At 39.3% G+C, this 17,200-nt stretch carries 16 protein-coding genes and 1 tRNA gene; 11 read left to right on the forward strand and 6 right to left on the reverse strand.

Features of this window, described 5'->3' with window-relative positions:
- Window positions 1-60: 60 nt before the first annotated feature.
- Window positions 61-133, reverse strand: a tRNA-Phe gene (locus E1140_RS16720).
- 83 nt (window positions 134-216) lie between these two features.
- On the opposite strand from E1140_RS16720, the gene E1140_RS16725 reads away from it, so the two are divergent.
- The 7 genes from E1140_RS16725 (at window position 217) to E1140_RS16755 (ending at window position 7,310) form a co-directional block, all read left to right on the forward strand.
- Window positions 217-1,554: a 4Fe-4S dicluster domain-containing protein gene (locus E1140_RS16725; RefSeq protein ID WP_155186533.1), complete on the forward strand. Its 1,338-nt coding sequence runs from the start codon at window positions 217-219 to the stop codon at window positions 1,552-1,554.
- A 75-nt stretch (window positions 1,555-1,629) separates the two neighbouring features.
- Window positions 1,630-2,427, forward strand: coding sequence for a (Fe-S)-binding protein (locus E1140_RS16730; protein WP_185153643.1), 798 nt, complete (start codon window positions 1,630-1,632; stop codon window positions 2,425-2,427).
- Between the two features lie 90 nt (window positions 2,428-2,517).
- Entirely contained in the window at window positions 2,518-3,393 is an 876-nt protein-coding gene (locus E1140_RS16735) for a thioredoxin family protein (RefSeq protein WP_155186536.1), read from the forward strand.
- A 121-nt stretch (window positions 3,394-3,514) separates the two neighbouring features.
- Window positions 3,515-3,865, forward strand: a complete 351-nt coding sequence (locus E1140_RS16740; protein ID WP_155186539.1) for a hypothetical protein — start codon at window positions 3,515-3,517, stop codon at window positions 3,863-3,865.
- 13 nt (window positions 3,866-3,878) lie between these two features.
- Entirely contained in the window at window positions 3,879-4,274 is a 396-nt protein-coding gene (locus E1140_RS16745) for a hypothetical protein (RefSeq protein ID WP_155186542.1), read from the forward strand.
- A gap of 84 nt (window positions 4,275-4,358) precedes the next feature.
- A complete protein-coding gene (locus tag E1140_RS16750) occupies window positions 4,359-4,682 on the forward strand; it encodes a helix-turn-helix transcriptional regulator (RefSeq protein WP_155186545.1) in 324 nt (107 codons plus the stop codon).
- 3 nt (window positions 4,683-4,685) lie between these two features.
- Window positions 4,686-7,310: an FtsX-like permease family protein gene (locus E1140_RS16755; RefSeq protein ID WP_155186548.1), complete on the forward strand. Its 2,625-nt coding sequence runs from the start codon at window positions 4,686-4,688 to the stop codon at window positions 7,308-7,310.
- Between the two features lie 8 nt (window positions 7,311-7,318).
- Here the strand turns inward: E1140_RS16755 and E1140_RS16760 are convergent, their stop codons facing one another.
- The 3 genes from E1140_RS16760 to E1140_RS16770 are packed head-to-tail and all read right to left on the reverse strand — an operon-like array spanning window position 7,319 to window position 9,257.
- Window positions 7,319-8,179, reverse strand: coding sequence for a transporter (locus E1140_RS16760; protein ID WP_155186552.1), 861 nt, complete (start codon window positions 8,177-8,179; stop codon window positions 7,319-7,321).
- 3 nt (window positions 8,180-8,182) lie between these two features.
- Window positions 8,183-9,109: an Ig-like domain-containing protein gene (locus E1140_RS16765; RefSeq protein WP_155186555.1), complete on the reverse strand. Its 927-nt coding sequence runs from the start codon at window positions 9,107-9,109 to the stop codon at window positions 8,183-8,185.
- A 7-nt stretch (window positions 9,110-9,116) separates the two neighbouring features.
- Window positions 9,117-9,257, reverse strand: a complete 141-nt coding sequence (locus E1140_RS16770; RefSeq protein WP_155186558.1) for a hypothetical protein — start codon at window positions 9,255-9,257, stop codon at window positions 9,117-9,119.
- Between the two features lie 13 nt (window positions 9,258-9,270).
- On the opposite strand from E1140_RS16770, the gene E1140_RS16775 reads away from it, so the two are divergent.
- Entirely contained in the window at window positions 9,271-9,771 is a 501-nt protein-coding gene (locus tag E1140_RS16775) for a hypothetical protein (RefSeq protein WP_155186562.1), read from the forward strand.
- Window positions 9,772-9,838: 67 nt separating this feature from the next.
- A complete protein-coding gene (locus tag E1140_RS16780) occupies window positions 9,839-11,827 on the forward strand; it encodes a CHU_0125 family OmpA-like outer membrane integrity protein (RefSeq protein WP_155186566.1) in 1,989 nt (662 codons plus the stop codon).
- Between the two features lie 27 nt (window positions 11,828-11,854).
- Here E1140_RS16780 and E1140_RS16785 read toward each other — a convergent pair whose 3' ends face one another.
- Window positions 11,855-12,229 (reverse strand): MotA/TolQ/ExbB proton channel family protein, encoded by a 375-nt coding sequence (locus E1140_RS16785; RefSeq protein ID WP_155186568.1) that lies wholly within the window; start codon window positions 12,227-12,229, stop codon window positions 11,855-11,857.
- Window positions 12,230-12,368: 139 nt separating this feature from the next.
- On the opposite strand from E1140_RS16785, the gene E1140_RS22050 reads away from it, so the two are divergent.
- Window positions 12,369-13,127, forward strand: a complete 759-nt coding sequence (locus tag E1140_RS22050) for a LytTR family transcriptional regulator DNA-binding domain-containing protein (RefSeq protein ID WP_155186570.1) — start codon at window positions 12,369-12,371, stop codon at window positions 13,125-13,127.
- On the opposite strand, the gene ygiD is transcribed toward E1140_RS22050, so the two are convergent.
- Window positions 13,110-13,946, reverse strand: coding sequence for a 4,5-DOPA-extradiol-dioxygenase (ygiD, locus tag E1140_RS16795; protein ID WP_155186573.1), 837 nt, complete (start codon window positions 13,944-13,946; stop codon window positions 13,110-13,112). The genes E1140_RS22050 and ygiD overlap by 18 nt on opposite strands.
- 181 nt (window positions 13,947-14,127) lie before the next feature.
- Here ygiD and E1140_RS16800 point away from each other — a divergent pair, with 181 nt between their 5' ends.
- Entirely contained in the window at window positions 14,128-17,157 is a 3,030-nt protein-coding gene (locus E1140_RS16800) for a WD40/YVTN/BNR-like repeat-containing protein (protein WP_155186576.1), read from the forward strand.
- Window positions 17,158-17,200 lie beyond the last annotated feature (43 nt).

Below are 17,200 nucleotides of genomic sequence, written 5' to 3' on the forward strand. Positions count from 1 at the left end.
AAAGTGCTTTGAGAGGGTAAAAAAACAAAAACCCCTTGATAATCAAGAGGTTTTTGGAGGTGGTGCTGAGTGGGCTCGAACCACCGACTCACGGATTTTCAGTCCGATGCTCTACCAACTGAGCTACAGCACCGTTAAAAGTGGATGCAAACTTATAGAATTTTGTATTTGGTGCAAATATTTTTGTTAAAATTATAGATAATAAATATCTCAACTATGCAATTTGTACAACAAGCGATTTTTTTGATAGTAGTGGGAGCGGCAGCTTTCATTTTATCTAAAAGGATATCCAGGATAAGGCAAAACATACTTCTGGGTAAGGATGTAGACCTTTCTGATAACAAATCCGACAGATTAAATAACATGTTGCTCGTGGCCTTTGGTCAGAAAAAGATGTTCAAAAGACCTATTCCGGCAATATTGCATTTATTTATTTATGTTGGCTTTTTAGTGATCAACCTTGAGGTGTTGGAGTTTGTACTTGATGGTATTTTAGGAACACACCGACTGTTTGCTCCTTACCTGGGTGCATTTTACAACGTACTGATGAACATTTTTGAGTTTTTGTCAGTGGCAGTTCTGTTATCTTGTGTTGCCTTCCTGATCAGAAGAAATGTATTAAAAGTCAAACGTTTTCATAGCCCGGAAATGAAGAAATGGCCCACTTTGGATGCCAATCTGATTTTGGTGATTGAGATTGTTTTGATGATTGCCATTCTGAAAATGAATGCGGCTGATCAAATTTTACAAACCAGAATGCCTGAGAAATTTCATGCTACTGGCTCATTGTTTTTCAGCTCCATGCTAATTCCAATTTTTGAAAACTTTAGCACAGGATTCCTGGTTTTTGTTGAGCGTGCTGCCTGGTGGTTTCACATTGTGGGCATCTTAGGTTTTGCTATTTATATTACCTATTCTAAGCATTTGCACATTGCACTGGCATTCCCAAATACTTATTACGGAGACTTGAACCCTAAAGGGCAAATGAATAATATGGATGCTGTAACCAATGAGGTTAATATGATGTTGGGCATTCCTACTGAGGCGAGCAATGAACCGCCAGCGGAGGTAGGCCGCTTTGGCGCTAAGGATGTAAATGACCTGACCTGGAAAAATATTTTAAATGCCTATTCATGTACCGAGTGTGGTAGGTGTACTTCTGAGTGCCCGGCTAACCAGACCGGCAAGATGCTATCACCGCGAAAAGTGATGATGGATGTGCGTGACAGAGCGGAGGAAGTGGGTAACAGCCTGGCGAAAGGTGGAAAAGGATTAGAAGATGGCAAGTCTTTATTGGGTGATTACATCACCAAAGAAGAGATTAATGCTTGTACAAGTTGTAACGCTTGTGTGGAGGCCTGCCCGGTAAATATCAATCCGCTGGAAATAATATTAGAAATGCGAAGGTTTGTGGCTATGGAGGAATCTGGTTCACCGGCCTCTTGGAATTCAATGTTCCAAAATATAGAAACCAATTTTGCCCCATGGAAATTTCCTCCAACGGACAGGTTTAACTGGGCAAATGACTTAAAATCAGAAAAGAAAGAAGGTTGAGATGTTAGTATTAATTTAATCTCAAAAACGGAAATTGTCTTAATACTAACTACTAACTACTAACTACTAACAATAATGAGCGATACTACATATAAAGTACCAACAATGGCCGAGATGGCCAGTTCAGGAGAAAGCCCGGAGATTTTATTTTGGGTAGGATGTGCCGGTTCTTTTGATGACAGATATAAAAATGTGACCAAAGCATTTGTCAAAATATTAAACAAGGTAGGAATATCATTTGCCGTACTCGGGCCTGAGGAAACCTGCACGGGTGACCCGGCAAGAAGAGCAGGTAATGAGTTTTTATTCCAGATGCAGGCGGTGGCTAATATTCAGGTGATGAATGGCTATAATGTTAAAAAGGTGGTGACCGCTTGTCCGCATTGCTTTAATACCATTAAAAATGAATACCCTGCATTAGGAGGTAAATATGAGGTAATCCACCACTCTAATTTCTTGCAACAGCTTATCAATGACGGTAAAGTAGGTATGAAAGGTGGAGGAGAGTTTAAAGGAAGAAAAATTACCTATCATGACTCATGCTATCTGGGTAGGGCGAACAATATTTATGAGGCTCCTAGAGAAGTGCTTCAGGCGCTGGATGCTGAATTGGTAGAAATGAAGCGTTGCAAAACCAAAGGTTTCTGCTGTGGAGCGGGTGGTGCACAAATGTTTAAAGATGCTGAGAAAGGAAATAAAGAAGTGAACATCGACCGTACTGAAGAGGCCTTAGAAACTGGAGCAGATACCATTGCGGTGGGTTGCCCTTTCTGCCTGACCATGATGAGCGATGGCGTTAAAAACAAAGAGAAAGAAGGCTCTGTGCAGGTTAAAGACCTTGCTGAGCTGATTGCCGAGTCAGAAGGACTATAATCGAAGTTTAACAACTCGATAACAATATTTAAGAATTCGTTAACAAAGCTGGCGAAGTGATGTGAGTAGGTTTGAAAAAAACCTACAACTATGAAACATTACTTCGCCATTTTATTTATCTCCATTATCTGTACTGCTGGCTATGCCCAAAAGGGATATCAGCTCACCACCAAAGGCAGGCCAAATCTGGTTGGGCCTATTGGTGTCAAGAGTCTTCAAAAATCTCCTTATAAGGAGTGGTTCAAACCTAATTACGATTCAAGTGCTCTTGATAAAGTGCAACTCACAGAAATAAAATCGCTTTTAGAAGATGTCGATTCTATTCAGGTATTCTTTGGAACCTGGTGTGGCGATAGTCGCAGAGAAGTACCTAAGTTTTTAAGAATTTTAGATGATGCAAAATTCAAGAAGCATACCATTATAGGTGTGAGTAACACCTTTGAAGATTATAAGCAAAGTCCTTTCGGTGAAGAGGCAGGAATGAACATTCACCGAGTACCAACTTTTGTTTTTTATAAGGGGGACAAAGAAACTGGTCGTATTGTAGAGTCACCTATTAAATCGTTGGAAGAAGATATAATAGCTGTGCTGGCTGGTGATGACTACGATCCTAATTATAGAGTGGTTGCCCAGCTGAATACGCTTTTTCAGGAAAGGGAAGTGAGCGTATTAAATGACGAAATTGATTCGCTAGTGGAGGCCTATACCCCTATGGTGATGAACATGTATGAGCTCAATACTTATGCATTAAAACTACTTACCTCATTTCAAATACCTCAGGCGCAGTTGGTGTATAAAATCAACTGCAGAATTTTTAAGGAAGAATACTATCCTTTCTATAGCATGGGGAGATATTACCTGATGCTTGGTGATCATGAATCGGCCAGGCTGGCAACACTTGAAGGGCTACGGATCGAGCCTGAAAATGATTATTTAAAATCACTGCTGGCGGAGGTTTCTAAATAGCGGTTTTGTTGAATGTACTTGTGAATAATTGGGCCGAAGTGGGTATTATTGGTATGTGAGATACCTGTTTCTACTATTTGTGACGCTCCTTTCAATTAAAGCCTTCGCTCAAACAGAAGAGGTGGAATTTTCCTGTTTGGGTAAAAAATACTCAATGCAGTTGGCCAATATTGAATCTGATACTAGTATTTGGGGGTTCCACGGATACTATAGAAACATCCGATTTGAAGACTTAAAAGGGGTCTTAAGTATAAATTGTCAGACTGACACTGAACCTAATTATTTTGAAGGAGAGGATTACATTCATTTATACGATAGTGCTAATGTTAAGATTGGAGTAGCCAGAGAGGATTCATCTTATCAATGGAAGGAAATGTTAATTTCTGATTATTTAGTGGTCAATTATATATGTAAAGAAGAGGGAGTTTCTCTACTGGACCAATCTTTATTATCTATTAAAAAGATTGAATAGCTAAATCAAAGGTATGATTTCAAGAATAACGCTTACTCTTCAATTAATTTCTTTTTGGCTTTATGAAAACTATACCAATGGACTGAGTGAATGTGGTGATGGTGAACGGGATGTGCTATACTGTAATGATCTTATGTCTTCAGGCGGAGAAGATAGTATAATGGTCACAGCAGCTTGGATATTTTACGTTTTGCCATGGATTGTTAGCTGGTTCAAATCGAGAAGACTATTGATTGGTACACTTATTTTCGCGATAGTGGCGCAATATTTTTTCTTTCTAATGGTTCAGGTCTGTGACCCAATATCCACATTGTTCTGTACATTCAATGTACCGTTGTTTTTAATAATCATCTTACCCATCGCATTGCTAATTTTCCTGACGTCAAAGCCTGGAAAGCAAGTTATTTAAGTCATATTTATAATCTAAGTAACCCTTTTTGAAACATATCGTATATTTTATACATTTATTAATTAAATAGATGTATAGATTAATATGACACAACTGGGCAACCTTGAGGAGATGATACTTTTGTTGGTTTTAAAATTCAATGAAAGTGAGGCTTATGCAGTATCTATAGCGGAAGAGTATGAAAATGTAATGAACAAAACCATTTCTATTCCTGCTGTACATACCGTTCTCAAAAGACTGGAAAGCAAAAAATTCATTGATTCAAAACTTGGTGAAGCCACACAACTAAGAGGCGGAAAAAAGAAGCGATTGTATAAGGTCACGCAACCGGGTTATGAAGTGCTTCGCGAAATCCAGCACAATAGGGCGAGTCTGTGGCAGGAAGTTCCTAAACTAAACTTTGATTAGGCTATGGAACGGCAACCTCCCAAATGGATATTGTCTCTGCTTAATTCCTTCTGCCACGCAGACCATCTGGATGAGGTCCGTGGTGATCTCGAAGAAGTCTATCGGTTGAGGGTGTCAACTATGCCTATTTATAGAGCCAATTGGCTTTTGTTCAAAGAGGTCATTTTCTCCTTCAAGTCTTATGTCATCAGCGGTGACAAAAACAGTTATCCATCCAATAACCAAACCATCATGCTAAGAAATTATCTAACCATTGCCTATAGAAATTTGATGAAGAACAAGTTTTATAGTGCGCTTAATATCTTCGGCCTTACCCTTGGGTTAACTTGTTCATTGCTGATTTTCAGTTATGTTGCCAATGAGTTAAGCTTTGATAAATTTCATAATAATGCTGAAAACACCTATCGTGTTATTGAAAGAGTGACTGGTGAGGATGGTGTAGTTCAGGAACATTCTGCTTCCGTACCATGGCCTGTTGGTCCTACTTTGCAAAGCGATCACCCGGATGCTATAGTCACCAGAATGTATAAGGCATGGCAAAAAGAGCCCTTGATGAGTGATGTGGACAAGACTAAGAAATTCTATGAAAAGGAAATCTTCTTTGTAGACACCTCGTTTTTCAAGACTTTTTCATTTGAGGTCATTACTGGAGATAAGTTAACAGCCCTAAAACAACCACAATCAGTAGTCACTACTGAAAGTACTGCTAATCGTTATTTTGGTAGCACCGATGTAATTGGCAAAACACTCATTTTGGAGAACAGCCTTGAGTTAACCGTTACCGGTGTGTCCAAAGATGTGGTACCTAATTCACATTTTCATTATGACTTTTTGATTCCGTTATTAAACCTCGAAGACATTTTTAAAGCCACAGGAAATAACTGGGGCTGGCAGGGTTGGTATTGGAATCCGGTGCATACCTATGTTACCCTACCGGACAGGTACGCGGTTAATGATTTTGAAGATTATATGAAGACCGTGGTTCAGGATCATTTTCCTAAGCAGATTGTGGATTTAAGTGAGCTTTATCTGCAGCCACTTAATGATATTCATACCACAACCGATTTATATCAGGAGTTAGAGCCATCCATTAGCAAAGAGTCTATTTATATAGCAGCGGTAATAGCCGGCTTTATATTATTAATAGCTGCCATCAATTTTATCAACTTATCCACAGCCAGCGCTATAAGAAGATCTAAAGAAGTAGCGATGAGAAAGGTGCTTGGCTCTACTAGAAAGAATCTCGTAATGCAATTTTTCGGTGAGTCGGTTTTAATGAGCTTCTTTAGTCTAATACTGGCTGCTGTAGCCATGTATTTTATATTTCCAACCTTTGAGTATTTGCTTGATGCTTTTATAAATATAGAGCAAATTTTGACCATACCCGTAATTACAGCAGTACTGCTAGGCACGTTTATTTTAGGTATAATTTCGGGTATTTACCCAGCGTTTATATTATCTGGCTTTAAACCTGCTGATGTGCTTAAAACATCAAAATCCACAGGAAATAAAAGCATCAACCTGTTCAGAAAATCATTGGTGGTATTTCAGTTTATGATATCAATTATCTTATTGGTAAGTGCCTTTGTTATTTATCAACAATATCATTTTTTGACTTCAAAGGAACTGGGCTTTAGCAAAGAAGAGATTGTTTTAATTCCTATTAGAGGAACAACAATTATAGAAAATCCTGAAAGTTTTAAAACTGAACTTATCGGGCATCCGGAGGTTATTGCGGCCAGCGCCATTTCGGATATATTGGGTCAGGATGTGCCTTCCCGACCTTTCGGTATCACTGGGTATGATGACCCGCAAAACATTCCAGGACTCTTCACGGACCATGATTTTGCCAAAACTTTTGGTGTAAACCTCATAGGCGGTAGAGATTTCGATAAAACCAATGAGGCTGATCATCAGAACCTGCTGATAAACGAGGCCATGGTGGATTTCCTTAAAGATAAAAATTGGGAAGGCCAACTTGTGGGTTGGGGCCGCGGAAAAAAACAGATTATTGGTATGGTGGAGGATTTTAATTATATGAGCCTTAAAACTGACATTAAGCCACTATTTATTGGTTTTTCTAACAGCTTCATAAGTTATGTTGCTGTAAGAGTCAACGAGGGCAGTGTGTATAACACTTTAGAAAAACTCGAGGCCAGTTGGAAAAAATTCGAGCCAGAAAAGCCATTTGTTCCCTTGTTCTTAGATCAAAAACTCAATGAACAATATCAGTCAGAGCGAAAGACAGGGGAGCTTATTGGCTACTTCTCAGGCCTTGCTATTCTTATCGCCTTTCTCGGTCTTGTAGGCCTGGTGACTTACAGGGTAAACTCAAGAGTTCATGAGATCGGTATTAGAAAAGTGTTGGGTGCCACGGCAGCTAATATTCTCAACCTGCTAAGCGTTGAGTTTATATTATTGGTTTTGATAGCCAATCTTCTGGCCTGGCCACTTGCGTGGTATGCTATGACCAGCTGGCTGGAAAATTTCACCTATAAAATAGCACTGGAGTGGTGGCATTTTGGAGCTGCTGGAATGGTAGCCGTTCTTATTGCGGCAGTCACAGTTTTTACCCGTTCTTACAAGGTCATCCAAACTAATCCGGTGGAGACTATAAGGGAAAATTGATAATAAGTTTAAAGTTTTAAGAAAGCTCCAACACCAAAATTAGGAGCGGCAAGTAGGTTTTGTCCGCTGCTGGCAAATGCTGCAGAAGCTACTAGACCAAAATTCTCCTTAAAAATGTAGCTTACCTCGGGGCCAAAGGAGACATATTCAACATTGTTACCAAAAACGCCACTACCTGCTCCACCATCAGAATCACCATTATTGGTCGACTGCGTAATGAACAACTTCATAGCCAAATTCCAATGACTTGAAGGTTGATAGCCTATCTCTCCAGTAGCTCGAACTTCATCAGAAAAGCCTTTGGTTCGGTTATTATAACCCAAACCCACAGAGGCATATAAAGGAGTTGGGTAAAAAGAGTGACTGGCATCAATCATCAGCATTTGATTAAACTCACCATCACCAGTTTGTAAAATTCTCGGTTCTCCTGCATCAGTAGTGCCTTCTGCAGTTTTACCTAAAGGCAAACCAAATAAAAGTGTAGCCGAGACAGCAATTTTTTTACCAGGAGTTAATCCATATTTAATTCCTATATCTGTATCACCAAAAGAGTTGATAGCATCTCCGGGTTCTAGATTTCCTGACTGTCTGCGCTCCACTTCATTTAGGGTGCTGCGTACAAAAAAGGGCGTATATAACATTCCTGTTAGTCTATCCGTGATGCCATATTCACCATAAAAACTTGTGGTATATAAACTGATAGTTGTAATGCCTATAACCTCCCCCTGAAGATTATAAAAGTTATCAGCAATGATGAAATTCTGTCCTAGTTTGAAATAGCCCTTGCCCTTTTGCTGTGGCCAGCCACCACCAGCTTGTAAAGTCTGAGCTAAAAAAAGAATGAGTACAAGTGTGAATATCTTCTTCATAGTTTATTCTTGAAAGTCACCAATTCCGAACGTGATGGCTGCTGGTTTACATAAAATAATAACATATCTGTAGGTGGTGAGATCGACATCTGAGTCTAGCGCAGTTACATTAAATGTATGTGCACCATTTTCTTTTATCTCACCCAAATCAAGTCCTTTGGCCTTGGTATCTCCTCCAGAAGTGAAGTTTGATAAATATATGAAAGTGCCTAATGCAAATGAGGTCTTAAAATCTTCAGCTAAGTACAGCGTAACGGTACCGTCTGCTGCTTTTGAGAGCGTGGCCGTTCCTTCCGCAGTATATCCACTTTCGCCACTGAACATTGTAATTTTAGCTTGCCCGCCAACATTAACAATGAAAGGGTCACTTTTTATGCCTTCGACTGTGGCAGTTACATTTACAACACCTTGTGATTTTCCCGTTAACAGGCCAGACTGATTAATGGAGGCAATGCTGTTATCATTAACCGACCAACTTACTGGCAATCCCATAAGCTCATTTTCTAAAATGTTAAGAGGTGTTGCTATAAGTTGAATTGAGGCTCCAATATCAACTTGAGTAGCCTCGGCTTCCACAATTACGGTTGCAACGTCATCTACTGTACCGGTTACTGTAATTAATACAGGTTCACTTTCGGCCTCATCAAATTTGGCGATGAGTGATGTCTGGCCCATACTTTTTGCAGTTACTACACCAGATGAACTAACGCTGGCGATTTCTGTATCCTCAATAAACCAGTCTGGTGATATAGTTTCCTCAATACCATATTCATTGAAGTAGGTAACGGTAAATACCTTGTCATCACCCAGCATAATGGCCTGAGTTGACTCATTGATCGTAATCACTTGAGGCACTATTGGGTCATCGACCACATCTGTGCCGATGCAGCCGGTAAAAACTATTGATAATATTAGTAACGTTTTTTTCATTTTTGGTTTAATCGAAGTACCGATTTGTAGGGTTTACCCAAACTAACGGAAAAGGTAATAGGTAATGTTGCTTCAAAAAGGTCGCTCTGATGACTTTTGCTTCTTTAGCTTTTAAGAACTTATCGTAACCAGTTTCAGTTTTATTCATAAATTTGACTGCTATGACTACACCTTTTGATTTAATGCCAGATAATGCAAGAGTCTGGGTATACCAATCTCAAAGAGCATTAACCGCTGCTGAACAAGAAACTATTACGAAAAATACTAATGCATTTTTGGAGCAGTGGGCAGCACACGGCAAAGAGCTAAAAACATCTTTCGAAATCCGTGATGACAGGTTTTTAATTGTTGCAGTAGATGAGTCTTTTAATCATGCTACAGGCTGTTCTATTGATGCTTCGGTAGCTTTTATGAAAGCCATAGATGCAGAATATCAATTAGACCTTTTTGACCGAACAAAAATTGCATTTATATTTAATGGACAGATAGTTATAGAATCACTCAGTACCTTAAAAGCAAAAGTTGAAAATGGTGAAATTCCTTCTTCTGCAGTGTTAGTTAATAACTCGGTTAGCTCTAAAAAGGAGCTTGATGAAGATTGGAAACAGCCAGTTTTAAAAAGTTGGGCGAGTAGATATTTTAAAACGCTACAACAGAACTAATTTTTTTGTCGTTATCAATTCAGAACGGTAAATCGATAATAGAATGAAATTTAATGGTATGAGCCATATGCGTAAATTTTTAATCATTGCCATTACCGTATTTGTGTCGGCATGTAGTGTTAACAAAAAGGCAAACAAAGAATTCTCTTTGGGTAGGTTTCAGAATACAATAGACATGTATTCAAAGGTTCTTGAAAAAAACCCTGATGATCCAGAAGCTAACTTCTTTGTGGCGGAATCTTATCGCCAGTCGAATCGAATGTTTGAGGCAGCACCCTATTATGAAAGGGCAATGCTTAATGGTATGGAGAATGATTCCATCCAATTGTTCTATGCCTTTGCACTAAAATCCAGAGGGCAGTATGATCAGGCCAGAGGTGAGTTGAATGAATACCTTAAGAAGGTAACAGACGAAACTTTTGTGGCAAGGGCCAATGAAGAGTTTGACAATTTGAACAACCTCGATGAAATAAGAGCCAAGAAGAATTTTTTCAGGGTTAAGAATTTAACTGCGGTTAATACTAAAGCAGCCGAATATTCTCCAATTTATAATGATGGAGAATTATTTTTTACCTCTTCACGAGGAGATAATAAAATTTATCTGGCAACAGGTACCCCATTTACCAATATTTATAAAGCTCAGACTAAAGGAGCCAGAGTTGATAGCACTTCAATTGAATCTATCAGTGACCTGATCAATAACAGCAATGTCAATGAAGGTTCATTAACCTTTAGTCCGGACGGTAAAACCATGGTTTTTGCCAGAGGCAATTCGGGTAAAAGAAAAGGAACGGCTGATGTAAACTTATACATGTCTGTATTAAGAAATGGGCAGTGGTTGGAGCCGCGTATGTTAAACATTAATAATCCTGGCTATTGGGACTCATCACCTGCGTTTAGTAGAGATGGGCGTACCTTATATTTTGCATCAAACAGGCCGGGTGGTTATGGTGGTGTTGATATTTATAGTGCCAGAAGAAACTCGAGAGGTAGATTTTTCAAAGTAACAAACCTTGGACCTGAAGTAAATACCACCGGAAATGAGATGTTCCCATATATCTCTGATGATGGGCATATGTACTTCTCTAGCGATGGGCATCCTGGGTTTGGCGGGTTAGACCTTTTTGTTGCCAGAAGGCGTAATGGACAAATTGAAATTGAAAATCTTGCAGAGCCTATAAACTCAAATGCCGATGATTTTGGAATGTTCTTGTTTAAAGCAGACAGAGGTTTCTTTACATCGAACAGAGACGGAGGGGAAGGAGATGATGACATTTATACCTTTGTTAATGAAGATCCAGATCTCAAAATTGTGAATTATTACCTTGAAGGGGTAACGATGACCCACAATAACAAAGATGAGTTGGAAATATTACCCGGTGTAGAAGTCAAATTACTTGACTTTGAGGGTAAAGAAATTGATGAGACTACCACCGAGGAAGATGGCAAATTTCTTTTCAGAGTTTATGAACATGAGCGTTATAATTTGGTAGGTACAAAAAGAGGAGGAAAGCAGAAGTATCTGATCACAAGACAGCCATTTACTACAATAGGAAAGTCAGCTGATAGAGACACCTTGACACAGCTAGTTACAGATGTGAAGTTTGATACCTTGATGGTGCTTGAGAAGCTTGAAATTGATAAAATCTTCGTAATGGAGAATATTTATTATGATCTTGACCGCTATGAAATTAGGGATGATGCAGCGCTTGAGCTTGATAAGTTGGTAACAATTCTTAAAGACAATCCAGAAATAAAAATTGAGTTGAGCTCACATACTGATGATCGCCAGACGGATCAATATAACTTGAAGCTTTCAGAGCGTAGGGCGCAATCGGCTGTAGACTATATCGCATCACAAGGCATTAACAAGGCCCGGCTTGTAGCTCGCGGTTATGGAGAGTCTAAGCTGATTATACCTAATGCCACTACAGAGGAAGAACATCAGGTTAACAGAAGAACCGAATTTAAGATTCTTGATATTGGAAGAAGTATCAATGCGGAGGACTTCGATGAAGATGCCTATTTTGATGATGAAGACGACTCAGGAAATTAATGAAGAGGGCTTTTTAGCCCTCTTTTTTTATCCACGCTTCTGATTCAAAGCTGTAAGTGCAAACCATATTAGATAAGAAATCAAAAAGATAACAATACCATACTCCGTTGATATCAATGAAACTTTCAACCCTCCTGCTAGAAGTGCAGGTGATACATCCCCAATTTCTTCAATGGCTAGAAACATCCCGTGCAAACCCATTAATTGAGTTAGAATACCTAGCATCAAGCCAAAAAGGCCAACGCTTTTAATGGTTTTCAGCTTTCTTCGTATGTCATCAACGCTGGGCTCACCTTTTTGGATAGCCAGAAAATACATAGTGCTTATAGCAAGGTTCACAAAAAGAACTAGTGTTAACATACCCATAAATAGTGGATCGCCAGCATAAAATAAATCAATCATAGTAGTATAAATTTAGTTAAAGATCTTGAGACAAATGTAGTGGTCTGATGAGGCTAGAGGCAATGTCAAAAACAGTGCTAAACAGGTAATTCATCGACTTTTATGCCTTTATTCGCTCAAAAGACAGATATTAGCAGCAGTGAAACCTTCTTTACATATCACATTTTGGATAGTCGTGCATGTTATGCTGACGCTGATATTTGGTCGGCAGTTTGATGATTTCAGCACCTCCTTTTACTTTGTTTCCATGCTGCTGCCTGTGGTAGTGGGTACTTGCTACTTTTTCAACCTGTACCTTGTTCCAAAGTTCCTGTTGACAAAACGGTATTTTAAGTTTTCTCTTTATACTTTTTATATGGTAATAGTCTCTATTTATCTGGAGCTGGTAGTGATGATCTTGTCTTTTATTTATCTGGCGGAGTATTCCTATAAAAATATGGGGCCATATATGACAGATGCCTTTTCGTTGGCCACAGTTTTATATTTTGTGGTGCTGTTATTTTCTTTCATTTCATTTGTGAAGCGCTCCATGTCTGATGAACAGAAGATCACCAGCCTTGCGGAGGAAAAGGAAAAATATGAAACAGGGAGTTTTATTGTAAGATCTAATAGAAAGCAAGTGAGTATAAATTTCGATGATGTTTTATTCATCGAAAGCCTGGGCGACTATGTTAAGGTTAACTTGGTAGATAATACTTCTGTTATTACTAAAGAAAAAATTAGCAGCCTTGAGGAGCGACTTCCCGATTTATATTTAAGAATACACCGCTCATTTCTGGTGAATAAAGACAAAATTTCAAATTTCAATAAAGAGGAAATTGAAATAGAAAGTCACACTATCCCGATTAGCCGTACCTATAAAAAGGCAACCTGGGATAACCTAGCCAAAGCGGACTGAAGTCATAGTAATAGAACCCGCCACGGCTTTATCATTAAAAAAGGAAGCTTCGTCATCCTTACTTTGCAAACCTAGAGTATAGATCAAAGGATAGTAATGATCAGGAGTTGGTATGGCCAAACGAGCAGCCTCATGAAGCGAATCATAATTGATTAAAGATGAATGGTCCCCATCAGCAATTTTGTTTTTGAATACTTGATTGAGATCATTAGCCCAGTCAAAACCATAGCTCTCTGTATCATTCATTTTTGAGAAATCCATGATTCTTAAATTATGAACCATGTTACCACTCCCCATTATAAGTACCCCATGCTCCCTTAGTTTGCTAAGTTCTGCTGCCAATTCATAATGGTATTTTGCCGATTTATTATAATCAATACTCAACTGAAGTACCGGTACATCTGCATTAGGATACATGTGCCTTACAATAGACCAGGTGCCATGATCTAACCCCCAATCATTATCCAGCACAACATCAGTTTTCTCTATTAAGGATTTGGTTGCTGCTGCTAGCAAGCTATCTCCGGGCGCGGGATAATCTACATCAAACAAGTCTTTAGGAAAGCCTCCAAAATCGTGGATGGTCCTTGGAAAATCCATGGCAGTAATGTGCGTGCCATGGGTAAGCCAATGTGCCGAAATACATAATACCGCCTTTGGTGTAGGTATTTCCTGAGCGAGTTTAGACCAATACTGGCTAAACTCATTGTCTAATATGCCATTCATTGGCGACCCGTGCCCAACAAATAAGACGGGCATCTTATAACTAGTTTTGGGGAAATTATTAATGAGATTTTTAAGTGGGTTGAGGCTTTCCATTTCTAATTCAATGTTGCAACATTAATTAAACGGATGTTTGCAATTTTTAGTTTCTTCTGACTTTGAAAAACCAGACAGTTTTCAAGATAACCATTTATATAAAATTCACAGTTACTTAAGATGGTTGATTATCAAAAGGTAAATATTTCAACTAAATTAGACTGAAATCAATTTAATCATCATGAATCGATCCATCAGACCTCTTTTAGTTTGTCTATTGTTTTTCCCGCTGCTGCTTGTAGCGCAAGACTTCTCAGCATTTAAGTTTAGAAACCTTGGGCCACTTCGTGGAGGCCGTGTTACAGCTGTTGCTGGCACCAGAGTAGAGCCAGGCACATTCTATTTGGGTGCCACTGGGGGTGGTGTTTGGAAATCAGTAGACTATGGTACCACCTGGGAGAATGTTTCTGATGGGTTTTTTGATACACCTTCTATCGGATCAATTTCGGTTGATCAAAAGGATCCTAACATCGTTTATGTGGGCACAGGTACCGATGGACTGAGAAGCAATGTGATTGAGGGTAAAGGAATGTATAAGTCCATAGATGCAGGTAAAACCTGGAAGCATATTGGGCTTGAAAAAGTAGGTCAAATAGGAGCTGTTGAAATACACCCGGATAACCATAATATTGTTTATGTAGCTGCCATTGGTAATCCTTTTGTAGCTAACTCTGAACGAGGAGTTTACAAAACCACAGATGGTGGAGAGACCTGGAATAAGGTGTTTTATGTTTCTGATAAAGTAGGTGCAAGAGATATCGTGTTGCTACCAGGCAATCCTGAGATTGTTTATGCTACAGCATGGAAAGCTCAAAGAACACCATGGACCATTATCAGTGGAGGCTCGCAGGAAGAGGGTGGCATTTATAAATCTATGGATGGAGGAAAGAACTGGAAGAAACTAACTAAAGGACTGCCTACCGGTCTGATTGGTAAAATTGACCTGGCGGTGCCTGATGTTGATTCAAAAATATTGTATGCCCTTGTAGAAGCTCCTGATGATTTGGGTGGGGTTTATAAATCTGAAGATCAGGGAGCATCATTTAAGTTAATGTCTAATGAAGGAGGCCTGCGTACCCGTCCTTTTTACTATACCAACATAGAAGTTGATCCTACCAATCCAGATAAACTTTATGTAATGGCCACTGGCTATTATACCTCTGATGATGGTGGTAAAAGTTGGAAAAGAAAGTCAGTGCCTCATGGAGATAACCATGACATGTGGATAAATCCTGACAACTCAGATTTATTTATTCAAAGTAATGATGGCGGAGCCAATGTGACCCATAATGATGGCAAATCCTGGTCAACACAGTACAACCAGCCAACCTCTGAAATTTATCAGGTGGAGGTTGATGACCAGTATCCTTACTGGTTATATGGTGGCATGCAAGACAATTACACTACCGTTGCCGTTCCAAGTAATCCTCCTGGTTCTATTCAAGCTTCAGATGTGGGTTGGATTATGAATACAGGAGGTTGTGAAACCGGACCTGCAGTACCAAAGCCTGGCAACCATAATATTGTTTATACTAATTGTAAAGGCCGCTTTGGAGTTTTCAATAAGATTACCGGAACAGAAAAGGCCTATTATGTTGGCGCAGCCAATCTGTATGGTCATGATCCTAAGGATTTAACCTATAGATTTCAAAGAGTATCACCAGTTCATGTTTCTCCGCATAATCCTGATGTGGTCTATCATACTTCTCAATATGTGCACAGAACTAAGGATGATGGAAAAACCTGGGAAACTATTTCACCGGACTTAACGGCATTTGAAAAAGACAAGCAAGTAATATCAGGTAGCCCAATTACAAGAGATATTACAGGCGAAGAATATTACAGTACCATTTATGCTATCAGAGAATCATCTGCAAAGCAAGGGGTAATCTGGACTGGTGCCAATGACGGCCCTGTGTATGTAACTACCGATGATGGTGCTAACTGGAAAAATGTTACGCCAAAAATGCCATCAGGAGGAAGAGTAGATGCCGTTGAGCCTTCTCCTCATAACCCTGCTAAAGCATACATTGCTGTTTTGAGATATCAGCTTGGTGACAGAAAACCTTATATCTACAGAACTACCGATTATGGTAAGAGCTGGACTTTGCTAACAGATGGCACTAATGGAATGGATGCTGACACTCCTACCCGAGTGATTCGTGAGCATCCTGATAAAGAGGGACTGTTATTTGCTGGAACTGATGATGGTTTATTTGTTTCTTTTGATGACGGAAAGAAATGGCATTCTTTTCAGCAGAATTTGCCCATCACTCCAATCACAGACATTAAAATTCATCAGGGTGATTTAGTAATGTCTACCATGGGAAGAGGCTTCTGGATTGGCGATAACATCAATACTTTACTTAAGTATAATGGCTCTGGCAGTGAGGCGGCACTTTTTATTCCTGAAAAGACCATTAGAAATAGAGAAACCTATATGCGCATTGATGGAGATGCTACCCCACAATTTACTGAGCCGGGAGTTTATGTAGATTACTACCTTCCGGAAAAGGCGAAAGGAGCATTAAAACTAGAGTTTATAGATGCCAAAGGCACAGTTGTTAATACTTATTATAGTGACACAACGGGCACCAAAATGACGCCAATCAAGGAAGAGAATATGCAGCTGAACAGCACTACTTATATTGTGGATAAGTCGCTCAATAATAAAAAGGGCATCAATAGATTTAAGTGGGACATGTCTGCTACGGGACCTTGGGATTCACGTGACAATAGAAAATATAAAAACGGGCCACTAGTGGTTCCGGGCAAGTTTACAGCAAAACTTTATGTTGGTGATAAAGTATTGGAGCAGGCTTTTGAGTTGCTTCCAGACCCTAGATTGGCAGCTGCTAATACTTCTGTGACGGATATTCAGGCGCAGTATGAGTTTAGCAATAAGGTAATAGCACTGCTTTCTGAAGCTCGAATGGTGGAAGATAAAATTAATAAAGAGCTGAAGAAGATAAAGGCTAAGGAGAAAATGGAAGATGCTGATAAGGCAAGAAAAGAGGTGCTTGAAGGATATTTAAAAGAAATTCGTGAGCTGGACATCACTTATCCACAGCCAATGATGATTGATCAAATGGAGTATTTGTATTATATGACTACCGGTGCTGACCAGATGATGGGTAAAGATGCCTATGATCAACTAGAAAAGCTGACCAAGCAGTTTGAGGCTTTTAAATCGAAGGCTGAGATTAAGTAATCATTTTGCTCAACACTTGGTGAGTAAGGCTGTTAAGTGCATA

Source organism: Fulvivirga lutimaris, from assembly GCF_009711525.1.
Classification (GTDB): Bacteria; Bacteroidota; Bacteroidia; order Cytophagales; family Cyclobacteriaceae; genus Fulvivirga; species Fulvivirga lutimaris.

What these genes read in the sequence shown, in the direction of transcription:
- E1140_RS16725 (WP_155186533.1), top strand. Translation starts at nt 217, where the DNA reads ATGCAATTTGTACAACAAGCGATTTTTTTGATAGTAGTGGGAGCGGCA.
- E1140_RS16730 (WP_185153643.1), top strand. Translation starts at nt 1,630, where the DNA reads ATGAGCGATACTACATATAAAGTACCAACAATGGCCGAGATGGCCAGT.
- E1140_RS16735 (WP_155186536.1), top strand. Translation starts at nt 2,518, where the DNA reads ATGAAACATTACTTCGCCATTTTATTTATCTCCATTATCTGTACTGCT.
- E1140_RS16745 (WP_155186542.1), top strand. Translation starts at nt 3,879, where the DNA reads ATGATTTCAAGAATAACGCTTACTCTTCAATTAATTTCTTTTTGGCTT.
- E1140_RS16750 (WP_155186545.1), top strand. Translation starts at nt 4,359, where the DNA reads ATGACACAACTGGGCAACCTTGAGGAGATGATACTTTTGTTGGTTTTA.
- E1140_RS16755 (WP_155186548.1), top strand. Translation starts at nt 4,686, where the DNA reads ATGGAACGGCAACCTCCCAAATGGATATTGTCTCTGCTTAATTCCTTC.
- E1140_RS16760 (WP_155186552.1), bottom strand. Translation starts at nt 8,179, where the DNA reads ATGAAGAAGATATTCACACTTGTACTCATTCTTTTTTTAGCTCAGACT.
- E1140_RS16765 (WP_155186555.1), bottom strand. Translation starts at nt 9,109, where the DNA reads ATGAAAAAAACGTTACTAATATTATCAATAGTTTTTACCGGCTGCATC.
- E1140_RS16770 (WP_155186558.1), bottom strand. Translation starts at nt 9,257, where the DNA reads ATGAATAAAACTGAAACTGGTTACGATAAGTTCTTAAAAGCTAAAGAA.
- E1140_RS16775 (WP_155186562.1), top strand. Translation starts at nt 9,271, where the DNA reads ATGACTACACCTTTTGATTTAATGCCAGATAATGCAAGAGTCTGGGTA.
- E1140_RS16780 (WP_155186566.1), top strand. Translation starts at nt 9,839, where the DNA reads ATGCGTAAATTTTTAATCATTGCCATTACCGTATTTGTGTCGGCATGT.
- E1140_RS16785 (WP_155186568.1), bottom strand. Translation starts at nt 12,229, where the DNA reads ATGATTGATTTATTTTATGCTGGCGATCCACTATTTATGGGTATGTTA.
- ygiD (WP_155186573.1), bottom strand. Translation starts at nt 13,946, where the DNA reads ATGGAAAGCCTCAACCCACTTAAAAATCTCATTAATAATTTCCCCAAA.
- E1140_RS16800 (WP_155186576.1), top strand. Translation starts at nt 14,128, where the DNA reads ATGAATCGATCCATCAGACCTCTTTTAGTTTGTCTATTGTTTTTCCCG.